This window comes from Chryseobacterium sp. JV558, from assembly GCF_033712365.1.
Lineage (GTDB): Bacteria > Bacteroidota > Bacteroidia > Flavobacteriales > Weeksellaceae > Chryseobacterium.
The window spans coordinates 82,972-106,858 of sequence record NZ_WJHU01000006.1; the positions used below are offsets into that span (position 1 = coordinate 82,972).

25 protein-coding genes and 1 tRNA gene are annotated in these 23,887 nt (G+C 36.5%); 13 read left to right on the forward strand and 13 right to left on the reverse strand.

What is annotated here, in order from left to right:
• Window positions 1-68: 68 nt before the first annotated feature.
• Window positions 69-1,199 carry a GTP cyclohydrolase gene (locus GFU89_RS18845; RefSeq protein WP_318848604.1) on the reverse strand — a complete coding sequence of 377 codons (1,131 nt, stop codon included), beginning with the start codon at window positions 1,197-1,199 and terminating at the stop codon, window positions 69-71.
• A gap of 105 nt (window positions 1,200-1,304) precedes the next feature.
• On the opposite strand from GFU89_RS18845, the gene GFU89_RS18850 reads away from it, so the two are divergent.
• Window positions 1,305-2,015 (forward strand): zinc metallopeptidase, encoded by a 711-nt coding sequence (locus tag GFU89_RS18850; protein ID WP_318848605.1) that lies wholly within the window; start codon window positions 1,305-1,307, stop codon window positions 2,013-2,015.
• Here the strand turns inward: GFU89_RS18850 and GFU89_RS18855 are convergent.
• The 9 genes from GFU89_RS18855 to rbfA all read right to left on the reverse strand — a co-directional run bounded on the left by GFU89_RS18855 (window position 2,012) and on the right by rbfA (window position 10,382).
• Window positions 2,012-2,671: a YigZ family protein gene (locus GFU89_RS18855; protein WP_318848717.1), complete on the reverse strand. Its 660-nt coding sequence runs from the start codon at window positions 2,669-2,671 to the stop codon at window positions 2,012-2,014. The two genes, GFU89_RS18850 and GFU89_RS18855, sit on opposite strands and share 4 nt — an antisense overlap.
• Window positions 2,672-2,736: 65 nt before the next feature.
• Window positions 2,737-2,919, reverse strand: coding sequence for a bacteriocin-like protein (locus tag GFU89_RS18860; protein WP_318848606.1), 183 nt, complete (start codon window positions 2,917-2,919; stop codon window positions 2,737-2,739).
• Between the two features lie 33 nt (window positions 2,920-2,952).
• Window positions 2,953-3,117 (reverse strand): bacteriocin-like protein, encoded by a 165-nt coding sequence (locus GFU89_RS18865; RefSeq protein WP_318848607.1) that lies wholly within the window; start codon window positions 3,115-3,117, stop codon window positions 2,953-2,955.
• Window positions 3,118-3,177: 60 nt separating this feature from the next.
• Complete coding sequence (ribD, locus tag GFU89_RS18870) at window positions 3,178-4,203, reverse strand: bifunctional diaminohydroxyphosphoribosylaminopyrimidine deaminase/5-amino-6-(5-phosphoribosylamino)uracil reductase RibD (protein ID WP_318848608.1); 1,026 nt, start codon at window positions 4,201-4,203, stop codon at window positions 3,178-3,180.
• 63 nt (window positions 4,204-4,266) lie between these two features.
• Window positions 4,267-6,069: a DUF349 domain-containing protein gene (locus GFU89_RS18875; RefSeq protein WP_318848609.1), complete on the reverse strand. Its 1,803-nt coding sequence runs from the start codon at window positions 6,067-6,069 to the stop codon at window positions 4,267-4,269.
• Window positions 6,070-6,143: 74 nt separating this feature from the next.
• Window positions 6,144-6,881 carry a shikimate dehydrogenase gene (aroE, locus tag GFU89_RS18880; RefSeq protein WP_318848610.1) on the reverse strand — a complete coding sequence of 246 codons (738 nt, stop codon included), beginning with the start codon at window positions 6,879-6,881 and terminating at the stop codon, window positions 6,144-6,146.
• Between the two features lie 61 nt (window positions 6,882-6,942).
• On the reverse strand, window positions 6,943-8,733 hold the full coding sequence (locus GFU89_RS18885) for an endonuclease (RefSeq protein ID WP_318848611.1): 1,791 nt from the start codon (window positions 8,731-8,733) through the stop codon (window positions 6,943-6,945).
• An 80-nt stretch (window positions 8,734-8,813) separates the two neighbouring features.
• On the reverse strand, window positions 8,814-10,019 hold the full coding sequence (locus tag GFU89_RS18890) for an ABC transporter permease (RefSeq protein ID WP_318848612.1): 1,206 nt from the start codon (window positions 10,017-10,019) through the stop codon (window positions 8,814-8,816).
• Between the two features lie 3 nt (window positions 10,020-10,022).
• Window positions 10,023-10,382: a 30S ribosome-binding factor RbfA gene (gene rbfA, locus GFU89_RS18895; RefSeq protein WP_318848613.1), complete on the reverse strand. Its 360-nt coding sequence runs from the start codon at window positions 10,380-10,382 to the stop codon at window positions 10,023-10,025.
• A 93-nt stretch (window positions 10,383-10,475) separates the two neighbouring features.
• Here rbfA and mce point away from each other — a divergent pair, with 93 nt between their 5' ends.
• On the forward strand, window positions 10,476-10,874 hold the full coding sequence (gene mce, locus GFU89_RS18900) for a methylmalonyl-CoA epimerase (RefSeq protein WP_047377770.1): 399 nt from the start codon (window positions 10,476-10,478) through the stop codon (window positions 10,872-10,874).
• Window positions 10,875-10,936: 62 nt separating this feature from the next.
• A tRNA-Ile gene (locus tag GFU89_RS18905) sits at window positions 10,937-11,010 on the forward strand.
• Between the two features lie 49 nt (window positions 11,011-11,059).
• Here the strand turns inward: GFU89_RS18905 and GFU89_RS18910 are convergent.
• On the reverse strand, window positions 11,060-11,566 hold the full coding sequence (locus GFU89_RS18910) for a hypothetical protein (protein ID WP_318848614.1): 507 nt from the start codon (window positions 11,564-11,566) through the stop codon (window positions 11,060-11,062).
• A 234-nt stretch (window positions 11,567-11,800) separates the two neighbouring features.
• Here GFU89_RS18910 and GFU89_RS18915 point away from each other — a divergent pair, with 234 nt between their 5' ends.
• The 4 genes from GFU89_RS18915 to GFU89_RS18930 all read left to right on the forward strand — a co-directional run bounded on the left by GFU89_RS18915 (window position 11,801) and on the right by GFU89_RS18930 (window position 17,145).
• Window positions 11,801-13,552 (forward strand): alkaline phosphatase D family protein, encoded by a 1,752-nt coding sequence (locus GFU89_RS18915; protein WP_318848615.1) that lies wholly within the window; start codon window positions 11,801-11,803, stop codon window positions 13,550-13,552.
• A gap of 253 nt (window positions 13,553-13,805) precedes the next feature.
• Window positions 13,806-14,369: a hypothetical protein gene (locus GFU89_RS18920; protein WP_318848616.1), complete on the forward strand. Its 564-nt coding sequence runs from the start codon at window positions 13,806-13,808 to the stop codon at window positions 14,367-14,369.
• 133 nt (window positions 14,370-14,502) lie between these two features.
• Window positions 14,503-16,083, forward strand: coding sequence for a Na+/H+ antiporter (locus GFU89_RS18925; protein WP_318848718.1), 1,581 nt, complete (start codon window positions 14,503-14,505; stop codon window positions 16,081-16,083).
• A 12-nt stretch (window positions 16,084-16,095) separates the two neighbouring features.
• Window positions 16,096-17,145: an MBL fold metallo-hydrolase gene (locus tag GFU89_RS18930; protein WP_318848617.1), complete on the forward strand. Its 1,050-nt coding sequence runs from the start codon at window positions 16,096-16,098 to the stop codon at window positions 17,143-17,145.
• A 307-nt stretch (window positions 17,146-17,452) separates the two neighbouring features.
• On the opposite strand, the gene GFU89_RS18935 is transcribed toward GFU89_RS18930, so the two are convergent.
• Window positions 17,453-18,292 carry a DUF4822 domain-containing protein gene (locus GFU89_RS18935; RefSeq protein WP_318848618.1) on the reverse strand — a complete coding sequence of 280 codons (840 nt, stop codon included), beginning with the start codon at window positions 18,290-18,292 and terminating at the stop codon, window positions 17,453-17,455.
• A gap of 268 nt (window positions 18,293-18,560) precedes the next feature.
• Here GFU89_RS18935 and GFU89_RS18940 point away from each other — a divergent pair, with 268 nt between their 5' ends.
• From GFU89_RS18940 to GFU89_RS18950, 3 genes are all read left to right on the forward strand, one after another.
• Window positions 18,561-19,274 carry a DUF434 domain-containing protein gene (locus GFU89_RS18940; protein ID WP_318848619.1) on the forward strand — a complete coding sequence of 238 codons (714 nt, stop codon included), beginning with the start codon at window positions 18,561-18,563 and terminating at the stop codon, window positions 19,272-19,274.
• Between the two features lie 2 nt (window positions 19,275-19,276).
• Window positions 19,277-19,927: a hypothetical protein gene (locus tag GFU89_RS18945; RefSeq protein ID WP_318848620.1), complete on the forward strand. Its 651-nt coding sequence runs from the start codon at window positions 19,277-19,279 to the stop codon at window positions 19,925-19,927.
• 255 nt (window positions 19,928-20,182) lie between these two features.
• Window positions 20,183-20,968 carry a TatD family hydrolase gene (locus tag GFU89_RS18950; RefSeq protein ID WP_318848621.1) on the forward strand — a complete coding sequence of 262 codons (786 nt, stop codon included), beginning with the start codon at window positions 20,183-20,185 and terminating at the stop codon, window positions 20,966-20,968.
• A 58-nt stretch (window positions 20,969-21,026) separates the two neighbouring features.
• Here the strand turns inward: GFU89_RS18950 and deoD are convergent, their stop codons facing one another.
• Entirely contained in the window at window positions 21,027-21,737 is a 711-nt protein-coding gene (deoD, locus tag GFU89_RS18955; protein WP_309434035.1) for a purine-nucleoside phosphorylase, read from the reverse strand.
• 261 nt (window positions 21,738-21,998) lie between these two features.
• On the opposite strand from deoD, the gene GFU89_RS18960 reads away from it, so the two are divergent.
• The 3 genes from GFU89_RS18960 (at window position 21,999) to GFU89_RS18970 (ending at window position 23,879) form a co-directional block, all read left to right on the forward strand.
• A complete protein-coding gene (locus GFU89_RS18960) occupies window positions 21,999-22,388 on the forward strand; it encodes a VOC family protein (RefSeq protein ID WP_318848622.1) in 390 nt (129 codons plus the stop codon).
• A 266-nt stretch (window positions 22,389-22,654) separates the two neighbouring features.
• Window positions 22,655-23,311: a hypothetical protein gene (locus GFU89_RS18965; RefSeq protein WP_318848623.1), complete on the forward strand. Its 657-nt coding sequence runs from the start codon at window positions 22,655-22,657 to the stop codon at window positions 23,309-23,311.
• On the forward strand, window positions 23,298-23,879 hold the full coding sequence (locus tag GFU89_RS18970) for a DUF4919 domain-containing protein (RefSeq protein WP_318848624.1): 582 nt from the start codon (window positions 23,298-23,300) through the stop codon (window positions 23,877-23,879). The genes GFU89_RS18965 and GFU89_RS18970 overlap by 14 nt, the downstream gene beginning before the upstream one ends.
• Window positions 23,880-23,887: the final 8 nt, after the last annotated feature.

The window sequence follows — 23,887 nt, forward strand, 5'->3', positions numbered from 1 at the left end:
AACCTTTCTTATTCCTGCACCCTATAATGCACTTTTTACATTGTACATTATTTTTACAAAATACAATATTACTTATTCACCTCCATCGAATAGGTTCTTCTTCTCTTATGATTTACCGGATTGTAATCCTGCCATAAGACCTGTACACTTTTATTTTCTTCCAGTTCAGGGTTGGTTTCAGCAAAATTAATTCCCATACTGGTAAATCTTACAAAAATTTCTTTAAAGATAATAGCCGTTACGCCACGTCTTTGATATTCAGGGTGAATTCCAATAAGGTAAAAATTGGCTCTGTCATTCTTTTTACCGGCTTGTAAAAAATGCCACCATCCAAAAGGAAATAGTTTCCCTTTTGATTTTTGTAAAGCTTTAGAGTAAGAAGGCATCGTAATAGCGAAAGAAACCAGCTGTTTGTTTTCATCCACTACACAGATCACATAATTTTTATCAATGAATGGAAAATATTTTTCTTTGTATGTCTTGATCTGTTCATCAGAAATTGGAGTATACGTAGAAAGGTGTTTATAAGTTTCGTCCAATAGTTTGAACATAGGTTCTACATACGGGAGAATTTCTTCCTTTGATTTGAATGCAAGAACGCTGAGTTTGTATTTCTGAGCAATTAATCCACTGAATTTCTCTACTTTTTCAGGAAGTACTTTCGGGAAATTCATCTCATATTCTACCCATTCTTTTTCTTTGGTTAATCCAAGATTTTCAAGATGTTTAGGATAATAGGCATGATTGTAAATTCCAATCATTGTTGCCAGTTTATCAAATCCCATTGTCAGCATACCTGCTTTGTCAAGATTGGTAAATCCCATAGGTCCTTCAATCTTATTGATGTTATGTTCTTTGGCGTAATCAATAGTTGTTTGGATCAACGCTTTAGAAACTTCTGCATCATCAATGAAATCGATCCACCCAAAGCGTACTTTTTTGATGTCCAGTTCTTTTTCCTCTTTATGATTGATAATTACAGCAATTCTTCCCACTACTTTACTGTCTTTTAGTGCCAGAAACTGCTTGGATTCGGAATAGAGGAATGCCGGATTTTCTTTTGCATCCCATATTTTCATTTCGTCTTTAATAAAGGATGGAACATAGTACGGATTATTTTTGTACAGATCCATCGGAAATTTTACGAATTGCTTGAGTTGACCGGCTGTTTTTACTTCAATAATTGAAACCTTAGACATAACTTTTGATGGTAATTTAAGGACAAATATAAATAATAATATCTTATACTTTGGCACAGTTTTTATATCATTATGGATAAAAATTAAACACAAAATCTATATAAAATGGCGGGTTATTATATCATTATTGGTATTTCAATGCTGGTGAGCTGGTGGGTTTCGTCCAGGTTGAAATCTAAATTTGAATATTATTCCAATGTACACCTTCGAAATGGCCTTTCGGGGAAAGAAGTAGCGGAAAAAATGTTGAGAGATAACGGGATAAATGATGTTCAGGTAATATCTGTTCCCGGGCAGTTGACGGACCACTATAATCCGGCAGATAAAACAGTGAACCTTTCTGAAGGGGTTTACATGCAAAGAAATGCCGCTGCAGCCGCAGTAGCAGCTCATGAATGCGGACACGCTGTACAGCATGCTGTAGGATACTCTATGTTGAATTTACGCTCAAAACTGGTTCCTATTGTTAATATAAGTTCCACTCTGATGCAATTTGTCCTTATAGCAGGTATTGCGGTAATGGCTGCATCAAGAACGATGGAAAACCCCAATGGGAATACAACTGTTCTTGCTATTGGAGTTGCCATGTTTGCTGTGACAACACTCTTTGCTTTTGTAACGCTTCCTGTGGAATATGATGCAAGTAACAGAGCTATGAAATGGCTTAAAGATACGGGAACTGTAACCGCAGAAGAATTTGTAGGAGTACAGGATAGTCTGAAGTGGGCGGCTAGAACTTATGTAGTAGCGGCTTTAGGATCTCTGGCACAGCTTCTTTACTGGGGATCATTACTTCTTAGCGGAAGGAGAGATTAATCATTAAATTCAAATGAAACATATTGCATCTCGGAGAGTTTTTCCGAGATGTTTTCTTTTTGTGCCAGTTTCAATGAGGCTGTAAGAATACAGTTTTCGTTAGCATCAAAATTCAAAACCTTGGCATCGAATTTTGAAAGCAGAGTGAATATTGTATTCTGTTGATTGAAATTAAACTGAATCTCTACCTCTGTTTCCAGTTCACGGGTAATGATTTGGGCTTCTTCCAATGTGACCTTGGCAGATTCTTTATAGGCTTTTACCAATCCTGAAACTCCTAGTTTGGTTCCTCCATAATACCGGACTACAATCACAAGAATATTGGTGACCTCGTTAGCTAACAGCTGATTGTAAATAGGTAATCCTGCACTTCCGGAAGGCTCACCATCATCATTGGCGCGATAGTTTTCACCATTTAATCCCATTCTGAAGGCATAGCAGTGATGAGTAGCTTTGGGATGCTCTTCCCTTATTTTCTCCAGTGCATTCTTCAGTTCTCTTTCATGGGTTACCGGGAAAGCAAATCCGATAAACTTGCTCCCTTTTTCCTTTAAAAGAGTATTTTCTATGGGTTTTTCTATGGTTTTGTATTCAAACGTCATGGTATATTCCGGCTTTAATGATACAAAAATATTAAATGCTTTAGTATTTTGCATCATGATCATAAATTAAGCCGTCAAATTTTGACGGCTTATATATTTTAAATGTAAAAATTATGATCTTACATCACATCTCCACACAGATCCATTGGAATCAGGCACATGTAACTTGTTGGGCCGCAAAAATCCTGAGGACAGTGATCTCTGCATCTTGTAGACTGTCCATTAGGTAATATGCATGTTACGAAAATACCTCCCTTGATGGTCTTCATGCTGGTTCGGGATACTTTTTTTAAGTTTTTCATGGTAATATTTTTTGTTTGATTAATTCAATAATATTAACATGAGAATGTTCCATCTGCCCAAGGTGGTGGGCAGCTCATACTTGAAGGCGTTGCACAGCAGTGTTGTAATGAAGGTGGATAAAATGAGCAGCATTCAGGAGCGCTTCCTCCATTTACTTTCTTTAAATTTTGTCTTGAAACTTTCTTTAAATTTTTCATAGTAATTTTTTTGTAAACTAATGTAAAGAAATTATTTCATTTGCTGGTGATAAAATGCCTTTATTTTATTCTAAAGAATGAAACGGTATTATCTCTTAAATTTTCAATTTTAGCTGCTGTGTGATTGAATTCAGGCACTTTTGTTCCGTTTTCAAGCTTTAAATTTTCATTTTTGATGACAATAGCTTCGTCCCAAAGATCAGCATCAATAAACTGCTGCAGTGTAAAACGGCCGCCTTCAATAATGACAGACTGTATCTGCTCTTTATACAATGCTGCCATAAGTTCAGAAAGAAAATTATCCTTATTGATTTTAATAAATTGAATAGGTCCTTCCATGCCTTCTTTTACAGCATTTAAAACCAATGTCCTTGCTTCATTATTGTAAATATTGAAATTGGCTGGAACTTTTAAGTCAAAGTCGATCAGAATTCTGACAGGGTTTGTTCCTTCAGCATTTCTTACCGTAAGACTTGGATTGTCATTTAAAGCAGTTTGGGTTCCTACTAAAATAGCATGCTCGTCAGCTCTTAACTGATGAACAAACTGATTCACCAGAGTATTGGAAACAGCCGTTGGTCTAAAGTCTTTATCTAAAAATCCGTCACCAGATTCTGCCCATTTTAAGATAATATAGGGTCTTTTCTTTTCATGGTAAGTGAAAAATCTCTTATTAAGCTCAATACACTCTTCTTCCAGGACTCCTGAAATAGCTTCAATTCCTGCATCCTGGATGATTTTCTTTCCTTTGCCATTGACTTTATCGTGGGAATCCATAGCGCCAATAACCACTTTTTTAAATCCTAATTCTTTAATCTTTAAAGCGCAAGGCGGAGTTTTTCCATAATGCGCACAGGGTTCCAAGGATACGTAGATGGTAGATTCCGGAATAAGGTCTTTATTTTTAACGGAATTGATGGCATTGATCTCAGCATGGTTTTCTCCTGCTTTATGATGGTAGCCTTCACCAATGATCTCTCCGTTGTGTACAATCACACTGCCTACAAGAGGGTTGGGGTAGGTTTTGCCAAGGGCTTTTTGCGCCAGTTCGATACATCTTTTGATATATAGTTCGTCGTTGTTCATGTTTATAAAAAGAAAAAGCGAAGACAAATTGCTTTGCTCCGCCTTTATTTATTTTGTTATTTATTAATCTCCGCTAATGATGCTGTGAAGATTCTGCTTTAATGTTTCCAAATGAGCTTTTTTCTCATCAATGGTGTTGTAAGTGTCTCTTAAAAGAGGATTTTCTCTAGATGGTTTGTTGAAGAAAGAAAGGTTGTTTTCCAGTTTTACAATTTCACCTTCAAGATCAGAAATCTGGTTTTTGATCTTTCTTGCTTTGTCAGTAAGTTGGTTTTCAGACAGCCCTTCTTCTTTCAGTTCAAGTTCGTTGATTTTGTTTATTTTCAATTTCTCTCTCAATGTTTTGTTGAATTCAGAATTAATTGAAATTTTATCTCTTGGAACTTTACCGATATTATTCCATGAAGTTTTGATCTGCTCAATTTTTTCGATGCTGCCTTCCTCATTGGAAACCAATTTCAACTCATCAAGAAGCGCTTTTTTGTTTTTATAGTTTTCTTTCCAGTTGTCGGTGGAAGTATTGCTTTTCTCTCTGTAGTTGTTGAAGAATGCATTACAAGCATCACGGAATTCATCCCAGATTTTATTGGTCATGCTCTTTGGAACGTGGCCTACTTTTTTCCAGTCTTCCTGCAGTTTTTTGAATAATGGAACTACAATATCCCATTCTTCATTGTTCATATTGTCCTGTGCAGTCTGGATTAGTTTTAATTTTTCTTCAAGATTCGCTTGCTGTGAACCTTTCAACGATTTATAATAGTTATTTTTCGTTGTATTAAACCCTCTCAGTGTTGTTTTGAAATCATTCCAGTTTTGGTTGGATAATTTTCTTGGAACGCTTCCGGTTTTTAAGAAGTCAGAACGTAGATCTTCAACTCTTTTGATGGCGTTTTGCCAGTAGTTGTGGTTAGGAGTTTCTGATGGCTCAGAAAGTTTCTTGATTTCAGCAATGATCTCGTTTTTCTTTTCAAGATTTACAGTCTGTTCTTTTTCAATAGAAGCAGAAAGCTCAGATTTTCTCTCATGAATTTTGTTGGAAATTTCTTTGAATTCCTCCCATGTTTTTTCACGAAACTCCTCTGCAACAGGCTCAGCCTCTTCTTTCCAAAGTTTATGAAGGTATTGAAGCTCATTTAAAGCCTTCTGGATCACCGGTTCGTTTTCCAGCTCTTTAGCGCGGGCAATAATGTGCTCTCTTTTTTCCAGGTTGTGGCTATATTCCTGCTCAAGAAATTCTTTATTAAGATCCAGCATCTGATAAAACTGATTCAGGTGGTGGAAGTAATTATTGTTAAGAATTTTGAATTCAGATTTTGCAACCTGTCCGGCTTTTGACCACTCTTCTTTAATTTCGCGGATGGATTTGAAAAGATTGACTCCCGGTTCAGAATTGGTATATAGATTTTTAAGTCTTTCAATAATGCTTTGACGGTGTTCAAGGTTTTTCTTTTGCTCCTCTTCCTGTCCTTTCTGGAAGTTGTCATGTTTTTCCTTGAAAATATTCACCAATGCAGAATATTTAGTCTGAGAAGGATGCTCATAGCTGAAATTTTCAGCAGGATTTCCGGCTTCTACATATTCATGCTTTTTGTCTTCCACTTCATCATGGATATAATGACTTGCTTTTTCCTTCAGCTGGCTGAATCTTTTGAAATTCTCACCGGCGTTGGGAGTGTTGATGATTTTTTCCATTTCCTTTAAAGCATCAGTCAGAGAAATTTCTACCTCTTCATGTTCTTCCAGGTGCTCTGCATCATCTTCATGTCGGTTTGCATCATGAGAAACCGGGTTTTCTGATGTGTCCTGAGATACTTCGTTAGGATTGTTCTTTTCTTCGTTTTCAGAAAGATTGTTTTCTGTAGTCATAGCAAATCTTTTATGTGAATGGCGTTTATATCCTTTAAATATAGCTTTAAGGCCAATTAAAGCACTAATTTATGTTATTTTTTTTGAAAATTCCAAATTTCCCAAGCTTTTTCTGCTTGCTGTTCAAGCATATAATATCCATTCACGGTCTTTGCTCCTTTTTCAGAGGCATTGATGATGAATTGGGTATAGTTGGGATTGTAGATAAGATCGATGATCAGGTGTTCAGAAGAAAGTCCATCAAAAGGGAAATTCAGACAGTCTTTAACATTCGGGAAAGTACCTACCGGTGTACACTGAATGATTATTTTGTGTTCCGCAACGGTTTCTCTATCAAGGTTTTCAAAATTGATTTCTGTACTTCTGGAAATGGTTATAGAAGGAATGTTATGTTTATCTAGCGCATATTTGACTGCTTTTGCAGCGCCGCCGTTTCCTAAGATCAATGCTTTATCCTGCGAAGAGGTTTTGTGTAAAAGAAGGGTCTTTTCAAATCCGAAAGCATCCGTATTATAACCTGTTTTTTTGCCATTCTGGATAAGAACACAGTTTACGGCACCTATTTTCTCTGCTTCATCGCTTAATTCATCAAGATAATCAATGATTTTCTCTTTGTAGGGAATGGTAACATTGAATCCTAAAAGGTCTGGAGAAGAAAAAAGGTTTTCCACTTCATTGATTTCGTTCAGATCAAAAATATCATAGGAGAAGTTCTTCAGCATGAGCTTCTGGAACTTATTTTCGAAGAATTTTTTAGAAAAAGAATAGGAAATATTTTTTCCTATCAATCCTAATTTTTTATTGGAATCCATAGATCAAAAGTAAAAAAAAGACCGGATAAATCCGGCCTTGGTTAGAAATATTTTTTAATAATTAATCTACGATAAATTTTGTAGAGAAATTATCTGTTTTAAGGATGTAAGTTCCTTTTACAGCACCTTTAAGGTTAATTTTATTTGAATGTTTGAACGGGTTAGTGATCGTTTCAATTAATTTTCCTGAAAGGTCATAGATATCGGCTTTTGAAATTTTGCTAAGGTTTTCTCCTTTTACAAATAATTCATTGTTTTTTACCGGGTTAGGATAGATCGTGAATTCTGATTTGTCTTTTTGAGTTTCAGCAGCTCCTAATGTACCGAAACATGCCCAGCTAAGGTCATCAAGAGCAACTCTGTTGGAAGTAGAAGAATTTGTCAGCTTTATAACAACATTTCCACTTACGTTTATATTGTTAATGGTAGTTGTAGTTGCAACATTACTGTAAGGAATAGTTCCTACATTAACATCGTTTACAAAAACATTGAAATATCCTGCGTTTCCGGAGAATTTTAACTGTGTTGTTAAAGTTAAATTCTGGATTCCGCTTGAAAGTGTTGAACTTGTTAAAGAACCATTTCTGATTGTGATTGCTTTATTGTTGATGGTTTGGTCAACTCTTGCGTCTGTAGCAGTCCATGAAATTCCGTTGTTTGTCCAGGTTGCTGTCAGATAAGTATTTGCTGCTCCTGTGATCATTTCAAAATCTTCAGTACTACAACTTCCGCCTCCTGCAGGAGTGTCAAGAGTAGTTTCTGTAGCGGTTGTACTTTGCGGAGAAGAGTTTCCGAAAGCATCTTTAGCAATTACATAGAAAGTATATTGAGTAAGTGGAGCTAATCCTGATACAATAGTAGATGTTGTTGTACCGGAAACATTAGCTTTTAAAGTACCGTTAGCATAAACCTGGTAAGAAGTTACTCCTACATTATCTGTAGCGGCAGTCCAGCTTACTGCAACAGAGTTTGAAGTTGGGTTGTTAGCGACAACGTTGGTTGCTGCTGTAGGTGCTTGGTTATCAATTACCGGAGATCCCCAGATTTGAGTAACATACTCAGGGTGATCAATGAAAGGGTTTCTGTTTCCCTGGTAGGTATAAGAAGCATTGTTTCTTGCAATTTCTTCCGCAGATACAGGATCCATTGCATTCCATGCTAAATATTGATTCAATGCCCAAGGCTGCAGTCCCGGGAATGCTGTGTTACCAAGCATATCACCGGTAGTGAAATTAGAAAGTTTGTCTTCATATCTTGTCACAAAATAAAAGAACATTCTGGCAATATCTCCTTTAAAAGCATCAATAGGCTCAAATACAGTACCTGCGTATCCCGCTGATACGGATGTACCTAATTTTGATCCGTTTTTAGAGATGAAAGAAGTCGCACCAACAACTCCGAAAGGGTAGTTGGATCTCATTCCGTTTACTTTTCCGTCTGTAGCACGGATAAAATGAATATCAGCTACCATAGGAGAAGCGCTGTTGAATAAACTCTGAGGAATTACGTGCTCTCTGTTGTAGCAGTCACCTTCATTAGCATAACCATTAGATCCACATTGGTTGGTTCCCAGGATGAAATTATACTGATCCGGTCCATTTGGATTTTCAGAATAAATATCCAGTATGGTTCCGTCATTTTCATAAAAATAATCACGGTCTGTAGTGGCATAGCCTGTCCATAAACCACCATATCCATGGTCAACATGTCCATTGCTGATAATGGTTTTAAGAGCTGTTTTAAGAGCAGCACCTGTTAAGGTTGGTGATTGATTATAATATCCTGCGGGAGCTTGTGCAAAACCGCCGATAAATGTCATACTTAACAGTAAAAAAGATAAAATTCGTTTCATTTATTTAAAATTGGGGCGTAAAGGTACGAAAAAATGAAACCGAAGTATATTAACTTAATGTAATATACAAACCTGGGAGATTAGTTCTTAGTAATATATTCTTTGCTGATTTTTGAGAAAAACCATGAAATAGTGATTCCGAAAAGGGAAGCTGTAAGGGCAACAATAAGATAATTTTTGCCTACAATTTTTACAGGGAAAGGAAGCACTTCATTGGCTCTGAAGAATTCTGTGTAGAGTTGGAAGTAGCAAAGTGCAGTTCCAAGAATCAATCCGGTAATCACTCCGGAAACAACAATCAGGAGGCCGGTGTAGAAATAGGTCAATCTCAAGTGGCTTAAAGGAAAGCCGAATGAAATAAGTGATTTTGCCTGCTCCTTTTTATCAATCTGAAGGATAATAATCGCTCCTGCAAGATTAAAAGTGGTAATGAAGATAACCAGTGCAAAAATCAGGTAGATGAAAAGTTTTTCAGTGTTGATCATCTTCCAGAAAGCTGCATTTTCTTCTTCCTTAGTGTTGATCTCAATATTTTTTCCGAGAGAAGAAAGCAGACTTTGTTTTACAGCATCTGCATTTTCCGGATTTTTTAGTTTAATGACAATCTGGTAAGCAGATTTTTTGGGAAGGTTAAGTAATTCTTCCGCAAGCTCAATGGGGGAGATAATATAGCTGTCCAGCTGATCTTTTCCGGGGAAAACACCGGTTACCGAGATATCTCTTTTGTTATAAATGTCTTCTTCTTTATTGATGATCCCTGTTCCGGGTTTAGGCATAAAGACTGTTGCATAATGGTTGGAAGAATCCACAGGAATAGAAAGTCTGTTGTCCAGACTATTTTCCATCAATACTTCATTGGAATATTTGAAGCTTGGATAAGTTCCGTAGAAAACGTCTTTATTGATAGGGTTCACTTTGGTGTATGCAGAATCAACACCTCTTAAATAAGCAATATCTCCTTTTCCGTTGAAACTGATGTATACTTTTTCTTCAATAACACGGGAGAAGCTGCTGATTTCTTTTTGCGAACCTAGCACCTTATTGACAGTGTCCAGATTTTTAATAGTTTTTCCGGAAGTGCTTTTTATAGTAAGATCTGCATGAAGATTAGAAATAAGGTCTTTGTTCAGGTCCTCAAGGCCTGAAAAAACAGAAATAATGACGAACATTGCAGTCACAGCAACCGTCATGGCACCCACAGACAGCCACGTAATGAATGTAACCGCGGTGCTGCCTTTTTTAGCCAAAAGGTATCTGGATGCTATGTAAAATGCAATATTCTTCAAGATTTATAAAACAGGATTGTCGCCTTCGCCTCTTAATTCTCTTTCCAGTTTTTCAACATCATCCAGAGCAGTATCAAGGTAGAAGTTAAGCTGTGGAATAATACGTACCTGTTTTGACATTTTCTGTCCGATGAATTTTCTGTATTGAGGTTTGTTTTCTTCAATCTCCTTCATCACTGCGGTACGAAATTCCTGTGGGAAAATGCTTAAATAAATCTTAGCAATTCCTAAGTCAGCAGTTACTTTTACATCTGAAACAGATACTAAAATGCTCTGTTTACTTTCTGAAGCCTGTTTGCGGAAAAGCTCTGCGAAGTCTTCCTGAATAATCTGTGCTACTTTTCTTTGTCTGTTACTTTCCATAATTTCTGCAAATTTAGTACTTTTGTTTGAATTGATACTTTGAAATTACACTGTAGTATCAAATTTACGATTTAATTATATTTATTAGTATTTATGAAGCTAGAACATATTGGTATTGCCGTAAAGTCTTTAGGAGTTTCTGACGAGCTTTTTGCTAAACTACTAGGAAAAGAATCCTATAAAAAAGAATCTGTAGAAAGGGAAGGGGTTGTAACTTCTTTCTATGAAACAGGAGAAAGTAAAATTGAGCTGTTGGAAGCCAGTAATCCTGAAAGTCCGATCTCAAAATTCATCGATAAAAAGGGGGAAGGCATCCATCATCTGGCATTTGGCGTTGAAAATATTGTGGAAGAAGTGAAAAGACTAAAAAAAGAAGGATTTCAGTTTATCTCCGAAGAACCGAAAGAAGGTGCTGATAATAAATTAGTTGTCTTCCTTCACCCAAAGTCTACAAACGGCGTGCTGGTAGAACTTTGCCAAGAAAAGCAATAAAAAATTTTGTAGTAAAAGAAATTTTACTATTTTTGCAAACACAAAATTTAACCAAGTTTTGAGGTCCTATAGCTCAGTTGGTTAGAGCACCTGACTCATAATCAGGTGGTCCCTGGTTCGAGCCCAGGTGGGACCACAGAAAATCAACCGCTTACGTAATGTGAGCGGTTTTTTTATAAAGCATACTATTTAATAATCAAAACTGGTAGATTATATCTGTCAAACTGGCCTATAATGCTGATGAAATGATTGTTTTCAACAGGAGTTACCCAGCCTGTAGCTCTATTTTGAATTCCCAAACTACCTGAATCCAGGGAAATTTCACTTTCAAAAATTAGCGTATTATTTGAGTAAATGTACATCATATTCTGTACTGTTGATACATCCGATCCGGAGTATTTGAACTCACAATTAAATAAACCATTTACCAGAGTTGAGTTGCTTGATGTTAAAATTTTCCATTTTGAAATTTTGGGACTTATGTCTTTTCTATCCTCATGGTCTAAAACAATATATACAACTGTATTTTGAGCGTTTTTCAGTTCCGGAATATCTTTTAATTTAAATGTCTGACCAGGTATAAGATTAAAAGGTTCGGGATCTTTTATGTCTGCTAGTGATAGAATCATTGGGTTATAGAAAAAATATCCTATCGATACAATTAACAACAGGAGAATTATTTTTTTCGCCATGTAATTTTGTTATTAGTTTTTATATAATTTTCAAGGTTGTGAATGTAAGAAAAAAGAGAATAGCTATTCAAAAATAGATATCGATTACAACCTTTATTTTCTTAAAAAGAGACATTTTATTCCTTTAAATCTATTATGCATAACATTAAACATTTGTTTAAAAAACCATAAAATACATTTAAAATTCAGTTAACAGCCTTCTTCCACAGATACCGTTGCTTTGCAAAAAAAGTAATGATGGAAAACAATAACCAATTCAACAGAAGAAGATTTCTTAAAAATTCACTTTTAGCAGCCGGAGGAATTTTCATAGCTCCTTTAATTGAAAGCTGCAGCGACGATTTTACTGAAAACGGTAATGCCCCTGATGATCTTAAAAACGGAGGATTTGAATCCGGAGTAGCAAGCTTTGATCCAAGTGCAGCGGGAATCATCATCTGGACAAGATATTCTAAAGGTACAGATGCGGAAATTACATGGGAGATCAGTAAGAACAGCAACTTTACAGAAGTGGTAAGAAGAGGCCAGGCCAATGCTACAGTAGTAAATGACTTTACGGTAGCCGTAGATGTACAGAATATCTCTTCCAATACCAAATATTACTACAGATTCTATAATATCAAAACTAAAGAAGCAAGTGTAACAGGAGAAACCCTTACTTTGCCTTCAAAATCAGATGCCGTAAATGAAGTGAAAATGGCTGTTGTGTCATGTTCCAATTTTCCTGCAGGACTTTTCAATGTCTATGGAGCGATTGCTAAATCTGAAGCCGATGTAGTGGTACATCTTGGAGATTACATCTATGAATATGCTCCGGGACAATACGGAACAAACCCTTATACCAATCAATTAGGAAGAGCCCATCAGCCGGCTAAGGAAATTCTTAACCTCAGTGATTATAGAGAACGATACAGGCAGTACAGAGGCGACAAAAACCTTCAGCTTCTTCACCAGAAAAAACCATTTATCTGTGTTTGGGATGACCATGAATTTGCCAATGATACCTATAAATCCGGGGCAGAAAACCATCAACCCAACGAAGGAGATTTCCAGGCCAGAAAAATGGCAGCTTTCCAGGCGTACAGTGAATATATTCCTCTTAAGACAGGGAAAGATATGAGAATTTACAGAAGTTTCAACTTCGGAAATATCGTTTCTCTTTATATGATGGATACAAGGGTGATTGCAAGAGATAAACAAATGGAATATTCTGATTATCTGGATAATGCAGGGAATTTCAATCAGGTGCAATTTAAAACAGATTTCCTGAGTACCAGCAGAAAACTGATCGGGAACGAACAGATGTCATGGCTGGGTTCTCAGATTAATGGGGATACTGCAAAATGGAAGGTGCTTGGACAGCAGATTTTAATGACCAAAATGATGGTTCCTGCAGAACTTCTGATGTTACTGAATCAGATTTTAGCAGAAATAAAACAGCACGGAAGTGCACAGCCGGCAACCATGCAGGCCCTTCAGAATACCATCACACAATTGATTATTCTTAAGACAAGACACCAACAGCAGGATCCGACATTAACACCACAGGAAATTGCAAGAATCACAACTACTTTGCCGTATAATTTGGATGCGTGGGATGGATATTTCATGGAAAGAGAACAGCTGTATTCCCTTCTTGCAGGGAAAAATGTAGTGGTACTGGCAGGAGATACCCACAATGCGTGGCTAGGAAAGTTAACTGATGCTCAAGGCAAATTTATCGGAACCGAACTGGCATGCAGCTCTGTTTCTTCTTCGGGATTAGAAGGCTACTTGGGAATTACGTCTGATCCTACAAAAGCAATAGAACTGGCGCAGGCTTTTTCATTACTGATTGATGATCTTGATTATGCCAATCTCTATAAAAGAGGGTATCTGCATGTGAAATTTACAATGGGAAGTTCTATGGCAGAATGGAGATTTGTAGACAATGTGATCTCTGATACTTACACTACAACTACGGAAAAAACATATACGATCTTATAGTTTCAATTTAATCATATCTTATTTTCAATTTGAGTAAAAAGAGTCATGGTGTGCCACTGTGGCTCTTTTATGTTATTGACTTTTTTTGTATCTTGAACAGATGCAAGAGGATGTAAGAAAAGATTTTTTGCCGTTAGTTTCTAAGTCATGGAGGTTTATGACGTGGCTGACCAGAACGTCGGCCGTACTTTTATTATTGGTGATGTTTTTAGTGTTATTGATATTGCCCGTTATCATTTGTAAAAATACTGCAATGCTTTTTGTAGTATCAATATTGTTCTATCCGGCCTTAGGTTTTGGTTTATACCGTTTTATTCTTTATCAGAAGACAGTCAGAAAAAGAGAAGTTAAAAAGATTATAGTTGATGATAAGGGAGTTCATTATGAAAGAAATGATGGTACAATTGATCATATTCTTTACCAGGATCTGGAAAAATATAACCTTGCGGATGAGTATGATGTAGATCTTAGCCCCAGAAATAAAATCTATGTATTAAAAGTAAAACATAATGATTCTGTAACAAACGTAGATTTTGATGGAGTGGATGCGGGTTACAGCAGCTATATTGTCAATCTCAAAGCTTTGCGGAGAAAATATATTCAGGGAATTGTTTACTTCAGATCGGATTTGCGTATCAATCCTTCCGTTTATACTACATACAATATCAATCCTGTAGATTTTACATTTGATAAAAAGGAATATTGGACAGCGTTTGCGAAGACTTTAGCGGTAATGATTCTATTATGCTCTATATTAGGATGTATTATGCTGGGATTGGTCAAATGGCTTTCTAAAGATCATGTTTATTTACATTAAAAATCTATCTGTTAAAAATTTCCCCCAATCAAATTTATTTTCACATCTCAAAATCTTATGCTTATATTTATTTTTCTTTTAAATTTTGTTATTTGGTAAACACGGACATGGTTTAAAATTAATTGAAAAAGCAATGGTGGAAAATTTTATTTATTATTTAGGACTGGTCCTTGTCATTATCGGGGCCATTATGCTGGCTAATCGGCTGAAAGTAGCCTATCCGATCATACTGGTTATTGCGGGACTTCTTATCAGTTTTATCCCCGGACTGCCGGTGTTAAAAATTGATCCCGAACTGATCTTTATTATTTTCCTGCCTCCGCTTTTATACGAAGCAGCTTTCGCCGTTTCCTGGAAGGAAATATGGAAAATGAGGAGGATTATCACCAGTTTTGCCTTCATTGTGGTTTTTCTTACCGCAATAACTGTGGCTTTTGTAGCGAATTCATACATTCCCGGATTTTCATTGGCATTAGGCTTTGTATTGGGCGGCATTGTATCACCACCAGATGCTGTGAGTGCCGGAGCTATTTTAAAATTTGTAAAAGTTCCTAAAAATCTATCAACCGTTCTGGAAGGGGAAAGCCTGTTCAACGATGCTTCCTCGCTGATCATTTTCAGGTTTGCAATGGTAGCAGTGGCTACAGGACAGTTTATATGGCAGGATGCTGCCACTAGTTTTGGATGGATGGTCTTCGGAGGTCTGGGAATTGGAGTTGTATTGGCTTTTGTATTCCTTAAAATTGAAAAAATATTTCCTACCGATGTTAATATGGATGCTATACTAAGTCTGGTAGCTCCTTATGTGATGTACATTGCTGCGGAAGAAGTTCATTCTTCGGGAGTACTCGCTGTAGTGAGCGGAGGGCTATTTCTTTCTGTGAGAAGACATGAAATTTTCAGAACTTCACAATCCAGGTTAAAAGGTTCCAATGTCTGGGAAAGTTTTGTATTTCTGATCAATGGAATCGTGTTCTTACTCATCGGATTGGATCTTCCGGAAATTATGGTAGGTTTAAACAAAGAAGGAATAAGTCTATCCGATGCTGTTGGTTACGGACTGCTGATTACAGTTGTACTGATCATTGTTCGTTTGCTTTCTTCTTTCGGTGCCGTTTTTGTAACATTGATTATGAGAAACTTTATTAATGTAGCCGATAGAAACCCCGGAATGAAAGCTCCAATACTGATGGGTTGGACGGGAATGCGCGGGGTGGTTTCTCTTGCAGCGGCATTATCTATTCCGGTAGTGATGGAAAACGGGCAGCCTTTCCCACACCGTGATCTCATTCTCTTCATTACCTTTATTGTAATTCTTGCTACTTTGATTATCCAGGGACTTACATTACCTGCTTTGATCAAAAAGCTCAATTTATCAGATATCGGAGGAGGATATTTGTCAGAGGAAGAATCTGAACATTTCTTAAGAAGGGAAATGCGGAGGGTAGCCTTTAAATATCTGGATGAAAATTATAAAGAAAGAAGAAGCGAAAATGAATATTTTAGCAAATTGATGGACCGCTGGGAACAGGAAGATAAAGAAGACTCTATTCATAAGCTGTCTGAAGAAGCTAAAGCAATCTATTTTGAAACCCTCGAACAGCAAAGAATCTGGCTTCGGGAAGAAAACAGACGCAACCCAAATATTGACGAAGAATATATAAGACATTATCTAACAAGACTGGACCTTGAAGAAGAAAGGCTCAGAATGTAAAAAATAAAGGGAATGAAAAATTTAAAAAAGCAGCTCGGGCAGTTTCCCGATGAAAAAAGAAAAGAATATTTCAATACACTTCCCAATTATCTTAATGGGAGATTTCAGAATATATTGACAACACCTTCTTTACTGGAAGGAGAAAGTATGACCAAGGTACTTTTTCATACCCTGTGTAAAGTAGAGAATACTTCACCAAAGACAGAACTTCCATTTGTAGTAACTGATCTAAAGAACCTTCAGCCGGAAGAAAACGTTTTAATATGGTTTGGGCACAGTTCTTATTTCATACAGGTAGATGGCAAAAAATTTCTGATAGACCCTGTTTTCAGTGGAAACGCTTCCCCGATGCCAGGATCCATAAAAGCTTTTCAGGGCGCCGATTATTACAAACCGGAACATATACCGGATATTGATTTCCTGCTTATCTCACATGACCACTGGGATCATCTGGATTATAAAACTGTTCAGGAATTAAAAGATAAAGTAGGAAAAGTGATTTGTGGTTTGGGAACCGGCCAGCATTTTGAATACTGGGGCTGGAGTTTTGACAAAATCATCGAAAAAAACTGGTGGGAAAGCATAGACATCGCAGAAGGTTTCAGAATTACGCTTACCCCTGCAAGACACTTTTCAGGAAGATTGCTGAACCGCAATATCTCACTCTGGACTTCCTTTGTTTTAAAAACACCTACGAAAAAACTATTTTTGGGCGGAGACAGCGGTTATGGAAATCATTTTACAGAAATTGGAGATAAATATGGCCCGTTTGATCTGGCCATCATGGAAAACGGACAGTATAACGAAAAGTGGCCCTACATTCATACCTTGCCAGATCAGCTGATGACAGAAATAAAAGAACTGAAAGCTAAGAACTTTATTCCTGTCCACAATTCCAAATTCAAGCTGGCACAGCACACATGGTATGAACCTCTGGAACTGGCCTCAAAACATGCGGAAGAAAACAATGTACCAATTACCCTTCCTATGATCGGAGAAAAAGTAGATCTGGATCAGTTAGGAACCATAAACTGGAAAAAATGGTGGGAGGACTGTTGGTAATGAATAAGGAGATTAATTTTTTATAGCTATCTAAACTTTTACATTGATTATTTTTAACCGCAAAAGACACAAAAGTTTTAAACACAAAAGTTTTTTAGAACGAAGCCTCGTGCTTGATAAGTACCCCTAAGTTTTATGAAAATCTTTGATTTTCATCTTATGTGAGCTTCTCTGCGGAATCATTTTTAAACTCATTAAAGTATTTTAAAATGGAAGCTGTTGTGACTTTTGTGGTTTTGCGAAATTTTAATATAAAAACCTGCCCATTGCTGAGCAGGTTTCTTCCTTCTTATCAAAAAAATAATTACTACAAAGGCTCCTTATGGTTTACCTTAGTATGAATGATGTCGTAAAATACAGTTGGATTGGTTGCATCAGGAGTAATTCTGTAAGTAAACGTAGTTTCGTTCAGAAGCAGAATATCCACAACACGTGTAAAAGTTGGAGTGGTAAGAGTTCTCTTCTTCCCGTCAGGAGAAATAGACCATGTCCCTTCAGATCTCAACATATCATTTAATCCGAAAATTTTAAAAGTTCCGTTCGCTTTGAAGTAAGAATATCCTACAAATCCGGCAACACTGGCATCATTTAATGCAACATTATTTCCACTTTTATCCTTCGCACCAGTTGTTTCCCATGGAGTAGAAGCTAACGTAAGCTGACCGTTAGAAGGTTCTGCATGAGAAGTTCTTGTGTGGATGATGTCATAATACACAGAAGGATCACTTGAGTTAGGACGGATTCTGTACGTGAATTCATTTCTGTTCAAAACAAGAATTTCAACATCACGGGTGAAAATAGTAGTTCCATCCGGGTTCAGTGCGGCAATTGTTCTTGTTTTTCCTTGTGCATCTACAGACCATGTTCCCATAGATCTTAATACATCAGTCAGGTTATAAATGGCAAACTTTCCGTCTGCCTTGAAGTAAGCAAAACCTACATATCCGGATACGCTGGCATCTGTAAGTGCTACACTATTTCCGTTTTTATCTTTAGCTCCTGTAGTTTCCCATGGAGTAGATGAAAGTACCTGTGAGGGAGTCTGCTGTTCAATAATAATTTCATTGTCATCACTTGAACATGCAACGAAAGATGCTGATAACAGTGCCGCTGCAGACAGATAACATAATTTTTTCAGTGTATTCATATGGGTATTTTTTAAGTCTTTGCAAACTTATTTCTAATAAATATCAAAACGTTGTACAGAATATCTCTTTTGTTGTAGAAAACATAACAGATTTTAGATTAGAATGAGAAAAACAATATTTTTGACAAATATTACTAACCGAAGTAACAAATTCCCCTCCTTTGGAGGGGTGGCGAAAATTCAAAGAATTTTTGACGGGGTGGTTTAATATCCTAAGATAAAAACAATATCTTACCATAAAAATTCACCAAAAATTCTATTTTTGAGTATGAATAGCAGAAACCGCGGAAAAAATACGGGTGATGATACCTTGTTCAGTTCAGAGAAACAGATCAGTAAACTGAAACTGGGTGTTGAGGATATGCGGTATCTTCTGACCAGAGAGTATCCGGAAAAAGCGGCTTCTGACCTTGTTGGTAACCGATATAGATTGAAAACCCGCCAAATACAAGCTTTAAGGGGAGCATCAGCATCAGATTCCCAACTTTTTAACAGGCAATCGAAACACGTGGAAACTTTAGATTTAAAAGGAAAAACGGTATACCTCGATGGTTTTAATGTCCTGATTCTATTGGAAAGTCTGCTTTCCGAAGCCTATATATTTGAAGGATTGGATGGTTGCTTCAGAGACCTTTCCGGAGTTCATGGAACCTATAAAAGAGTCAATCAGACGGTAAGAGCAGTAGAATTGACGGCTGCTTTTTACCAGAAAAACCAGATTCAGAAGCTTGTCTGGATATTTGACAAACCGGTTTCCAACAGTGGACGAATTAAACAGATTATTCTTGAATTCGCAGAACAGCACCAACTCAATTGGGAAGCTGATCTGCAGTTTAATCCGGATAAATTTCTGGCTGAAAGTTCAGAAATCATTATTTCTTCTGACGCCTGGATTCTTGATCACTGTAAAAAATGGTTTAATCTGATTGCTTATCTGATCCAGGAAGAAAATCTTTCTGTTAATCTCATCAAAACGAAGTAAGTATGAATCTGTTTCAACCTTATGTTCCTCTGTTTTCAGAAATATGGAAAAGCAAATATAAAGCTGTTTTAGCAGAAGAACATCTAAAAGTTCTGGAGAAAAATATTCATAGATATAAAGTGAGTACATTAGAACTTCACCTACCTTATTTTAATGAAGAAATAATTATTGACAGGAAAGAAAGCTTTGAAAAATTTACCGCCATTATTGAAAGTAACAATTCAGATGAGGTGAAAACACAACTTTTGGAAACAATTCCGTTTGAACATTGGCTGAATATCTTAGGACAAAGATTAACCTCCGCGAGCATTCGTGATGAAAATGGGATTCCACCCTTGAAAACAATGCTGATCAAGGCATGTCAGAAACCCTTCAATAGTGAAATTACCATTGCACAGAGAGCCTGGGAAAAACATATTGGAAGAATGGATGACGATTTCTGGGGAGAAATAAAAGGAAACAATCAGCAGAAACAGGAAAAAGTAATGGCGAAAATTCATGATATCCTTGACAACAGAACCTGGTGGAATATTTTCTTCCATTACAAACATGAACTGGTTTTTGAAGTCAGGGAAAAAGAAGGCCACGGAATCCGATGGAGCCATGGAGGAACAAAATTAATCGGCTTTCTGGAAAAATTCATCAACGAATAAATAAAGCATAAACATCTGTATCATCTGCGAAATCTGTGGGAAAATAAAAACTCTCGCAGATTTGCAATAAGCAGATTCTATATTCACAGGCCGGATTAGCGATTTTACCTCTTCATTTTTTAGTGTTTTTTGCACTACGTAAAAACATTGCGTACTAAACTTCTATTTTTACAGCCATAAAACAGGAGTCATAAATTTTTACCAGCTTCCATTTTTATATTTGAAAATAACACATAATAAAAATTTTAAAAAAAAATGAACACATACATTGATATTGGCATTAATCTGACCAATAAACAGTTCTATAATGAACACGAAGAAATTATCAACCGTGCTCTGGATCATGGTATTGAACATATGATTCTCACAGGTACGAGCGTAAGAGGAAGTAAAGAATCCGCAGAGATTGCAGAAGAATATCCGGAAATTTTATTCTCAACAGCCGGAATTCACCCTCATGATGCCAAATCTTTTAATGGAGAAAGCATCGCTGAACTTAGGAAATTATTAAAACAGGATCATGTGATTTCAGTAGGCGAGTGCGGTCTGGATTTTGACAGGGATTTCTCTCCCAGACCTGTTCAGGAAAAATGCTACAAAGCACAGCTGGAGCTTGCAATAGAAGTCAATAAACCACTTTTTCTTCATGAAAGATCCGCATTTAAAAGATTTAATGAGATCACAGATGAATACCTTTCCCAATTGCCCGAAGCCGTTGTACATTGCTTTACCGGAACATTGGATGAGGCGAAGAGCTATCTGGACAAAGGCTTTTATTTAGGATTTACCGGAGCCATCAGTGATGAAAAAAGATTTAAGCATCTCGAAGACGTTATAAAATATGTTCCTCTTGACCGAATGATGATTGAAACAGATGCTCCTTTTATGCTGCCGAAAAATATGCCCAGAATGCAGAACAGGCGAAATGAACCATCATTTTTACCTTATGTAGCACAAACAATTGCCCATCTGAAGAGGATCAGTATTTCCGAGGTTGCAGATGAGACCACAGAAACGGCCAGAAATTTTTTCAGACTATAAAAAAGAGCTCTACTGATAAAGTAAAGCTCTTTTTTTATAAACAAAATTGTCTTTCTTTTTACAAACTCTTTATTGCTGATTCCAAAGCAAGTTCCATCATTGGATTCAAAGCTTTTTCTCTTTCGTCAGCAGAGATTTTTTCATGAGTAGGAATGATATCCGTTACCGTAAGAATAGTCGCTGCATTTTTTCCTAAATGTTGAGCATTGGCAAATAAACCGAATGCTTCCATTTCTACTGCAGGACAGTTGTATTTTGTAGCAATTTCAGGAGTAGCAGGATCTTTTCTGTAGAAAATATCACTACTGTGGATGTTGATTGCTTTAGCATTTAATGATAATTCTTTAGCCGTTTCATTGATGGTACCAAAGATATTTCCCTGGTGAGGAAGGATTTCATCTTCAATTCCCCATGCATATTTGGCATAAGTACTTTCGCTGGCAGCATTTTCAATATTTAAAATATCAAAAAGCTTAAGATCCGTATTGTAAGCACCACAAGTCCCGATTCTGATAATCGTCTCTACCTCATATTCTGTGAATAACTCAAAAGAATAGATCCCGATACTTGGGAAACCCATTCCACTAGCTCCTACAGTGATCTCTTTTCCTTTGTAAAGACCTGTATAATAAAGAATTCCTCTGGTTTTACTTACCAGTTTGGCATTTTCTAAATAATTTTCAGCGATATACTGTGCACGAAGCGGATCCCCCGGCTGCAATACTACTTTGGCAATTTCTCCTTTTTTTGCACTGATGTGAATACTCATAATGTTATTTTGAATGGACAAAGATAATAACTTTTAGATTGTCTCCATGATTACGATAATGGAAACAAGGAAGCCCTCTCATATCAATACAATATATAAGATGTTATCAATAAATGCTTTAAATAATACGATATATGAAGTCTTTTGTATAATTCAAAACGTAATCTGGTAAATACAGAACAATAAAAGAATAGTATGGAGCAGGTATGATGAAAGGAGTACGGCTAGTTTTGCAAAAGTAAAACAATAAAATTTTTAATAATGAAAATTGAGCATATTGCCATCTGGGTTAGAGACCTTGAAAAATCCAGAGCATTTTATCAGAAATATTTCGGAGCTGTCTCCAATGAAAAATACCACAATCCTGTCAAAAATTTTCAGTCTTACTTTTTAAGCTTTGATAATGGCTGCAGGCTTGAAATAATGACGAAACCAGATCTCAGAGAACCTCAAAACTCCTACGAATCACAAGAATATGGAATCATCCATCTTGCATTTTCAGTAGACAGTAAAGAAAAAGTAGATGAACTTACAGAGATGTTGAGAAAAGACGGATACACAGTGGCCGGAGAACCTCGTACCACCGGAGACGGCTATTATGAAAGCGTAATTCTTGACCCGGAAAACAATATTATTGAAATCGTAGCCTAATCCGTTATTACGAGTAGCTTTTTAATAGGTTGGAAAACGCAAAGGCGCAAAACTTAATCAATGCCGTGTTTTAAGGCGCAAAGATTCTATCTCCGATAAAAATTAATACTAAATTCTGATAAGATAACCCATTAGAAAGCACCCTTGCTGAAAATCTCAGATTTACTTGCGCCTTCGCGTTTTCCAACACTATAATTCCATATTTAACATGAATCTTCTTCATAAAAATTTTATTCTCAACGAAATAATTTTATTTTTGTTAGATCATGGAAACCAAGTCACCGTTTTTAGACACGATCTTTTTGCTTCGTAAGGAAGAATGTATTACGCTCTTCTCAAGCTTACAGCAAATTTCCCCTCAGGAAGAGGCGGAAGCAGGAGATTATTTTGAAACAGAATTTGAAAAAGAAAGACTGGAGTTTCTATCTGACCAACTTACTTGTAACAAAGAAACTGCCGTATGGTCCGCAAAAATTCTCTATCACAGCGCACAGCTGTATCTGATCAGAGAAAATACACAGAAAAATATTGAAAATCTTATTCCCGCATTTAAAGGAAGCCGGGATATCTCTTCTATCTTATCCGCAGATTTATCACTGAGGTTTTTACCACAGGTAATTACTGCTTTAAACGTTGTAGATTCTGAAGATCCTTTGATTTCCATGCTTGAAGATATTCTGATGCAGTTTCACTATTCCGGAATCGGGTATGATCTCGATCTTAAAAATGTGAATTGGCAGGAAGAATTGAAAGATAAAACCTACAGAAAACTCTATCTGGAAAGAATTGTTGAAAAAAAAGATTATAAACTGGCGGAAATTCCGTTCATCAATAAACTAATAACAGCCGAATTCGGAATTCACAAAGACGCATTCTGGCGAGAACTAAAAACGATAACCAAAGACGAAAATGAAAACATATGAGAAAGTATTTGAATTTTTAACAGACCCCACCAAAGAAACCTTCCTGAAATGCCGTGAACTGGTAATCAATGATCCTGAATATGATCCTTATTCCGAAGATATTGAAGACCTCCAGGATTTACTCAATGAAGGAAAATTTGAAGAGGTTATACAATATGTAAATGTCAATATTCTACTGAGCCCAAGAGCTCATATCTATAAATATTTTGCCTACAAGGAATTGGGAGATGAAAAAGGAAGGAATATTGAAATGACAATCGCTCAGATTATTTTTGAGTGCCTTGAAAAAACCGGAGACGGAACCAAAGAATTTCCCTATATTATTACAAGAATTTCTGATGAAAGAGATTTAGTCAGACATCACTTGAATAAACAGGATGTATCACAAAACCTGGTCAAGGACGGAGATAAGATCATGGATGCTCTTACACTCGATGATGGAACGCAATTGTACTTTGATATTAAAGATCCTTATCAGAGACTGGCTTTTTCATTCAGCAAAAGAAATGAACAGGCAGAAAATAAAGATGAAGAGAAACTCCAGAAGAAAAAATGGTGGAAATTTTAATTTTTTAA

Bases quoted from the DNA above. Each gene is read 5' to 3' on its own strand.
- GFU89_RS18845 (WP_318848604.1), bottom strand. From the start codon at position 1,199: ATGTCTAAGGTTTCAATTATTGAAGTAAAAACAGCCGGTCAACTCAAG.
- GFU89_RS18850 (WP_318848605.1), top strand. From the start codon at position 1,305: ATGGCGGGTTATTATATCATTATTGGTATTTCAATGCTGGTGAGCTGG.
- GFU89_RS18855 (WP_318848717.1), bottom strand. From the start codon at position 2,671: ATGCAAAATACTAAAGCATTTAATATTTTTGTATCATTAAAGCCGGAA.
- GFU89_RS18860 (WP_318848606.1), bottom strand. From the start codon at position 2,919: ATGAAAAACTTAAAAAAAGTATCCCGAACCAGCATGAAGACCATCAAG.
- GFU89_RS18865 (WP_318848607.1), bottom strand. From the start codon at position 3,117: ATGAAAAATTTAAAGAAAGTTTCAAGACAAAATTTAAAGAAAGTAAAT.
- ribD (WP_318848608.1), bottom strand. From the start codon at position 4,203: ATGAACAACGACGAACTATATATCAAAAGATGTATCGAACTGGCGCAA.
- GFU89_RS18875 (WP_318848609.1), bottom strand. From the start codon at position 6,069: ATGACTACAGAAAACAATCTTTCTGAAAACGAAGAAAAGAACAATCCT.
- aroE (WP_318848610.1), bottom strand. From the start codon at position 6,881: ATGGATTCCAATAAAAAATTAGGATTGATAGGAAAAAATATTTCCTAT.
- GFU89_RS18885 (WP_318848611.1), bottom strand. From the start codon at position 8,733: ATGAAACGAATTTTATCTTTTTTACTGTTAAGTATGACATTTATCGGC.
- rbfA (WP_318848613.1), bottom strand. From the start codon at position 10,382: ATGGAAAGTAACAGACAAAGAAAAGTAGCACAGATTATTCAGGAAGAC.
- mce (WP_047377770.1), top strand. From the start codon at position 10,476: ATGAAGCTAGAACATATTGGTATTGCCGTAAAGTCTTTAGGAGTTTCT.
- GFU89_RS18910 (WP_318848614.1), bottom strand. From the start codon at position 11,566: ATGGCGAAAAAAATAATTCTCCTGTTGTTAATTGTATCGATAGGATAT.
- GFU89_RS18915 (WP_318848615.1), top strand. From the start codon at position 11,801: ATGATGGAAAACAATAACCAATTCAACAGAAGAAGATTTCTTAAAAAT.
- GFU89_RS18920 (WP_318848616.1), top strand. From the start codon at position 13,806: ATGCTTTTTGTAGTATCAATATTGTTCTATCCGGCCTTAGGTTTTGGT.
- GFU89_RS18925 (WP_318848718.1), top strand. From the start codon at position 14,503: ATGGTGGAAAATTTTATTTATTATTTAGGACTGGTCCTTGTCATTATC.
- GFU89_RS18930 (WP_318848617.1), top strand. From the start codon at position 16,096: ATGAAAAATTTAAAAAAGCAGCTCGGGCAGTTTCCCGATGAAAAAAGA.
- GFU89_RS18935 (WP_318848618.1), bottom strand. From the start codon at position 18,292: ATGAATACACTGAAAAAATTATGTTATCTGTCTGCAGCGGCACTGTTA.
- GFU89_RS18940 (WP_318848619.1), top strand. From the start codon at position 18,561: ATGAATAGCAGAAACCGCGGAAAAAATACGGGTGATGATACCTTGTTC.
- GFU89_RS18945 (WP_318848620.1), top strand. From the start codon at position 19,277: ATGAATCTGTTTCAACCTTATGTTCCTCTGTTTTCAGAAATATGGAAA.
- GFU89_RS18950 (WP_318848621.1), top strand. From the start codon at position 20,183: ATGAACACATACATTGATATTGGCATTAATCTGACCAATAAACAGTTC.
- deoD (WP_309434035.1), bottom strand. From the start codon at position 21,737: ATGAGTATTCACATCAGTGCAAAAAAAGGAGAAATTGCCAAAGTAGTA.
- GFU89_RS18960 (WP_318848622.1), top strand. From the start codon at position 21,999: ATGAAAATTGAGCATATTGCCATCTGGGTTAGAGACCTTGAAAAATCC.
- GFU89_RS18965 (WP_318848623.1), top strand. From the start codon at position 22,655: ATGGAAACCAAGTCACCGTTTTTAGACACGATCTTTTTGCTTCGTAAG.
- GFU89_RS18970 (WP_318848624.1), top strand. From the start codon at position 23,298: ATGAAAACATATGAGAAAGTATTTGAATTTTTAACAGACCCCACCAAA.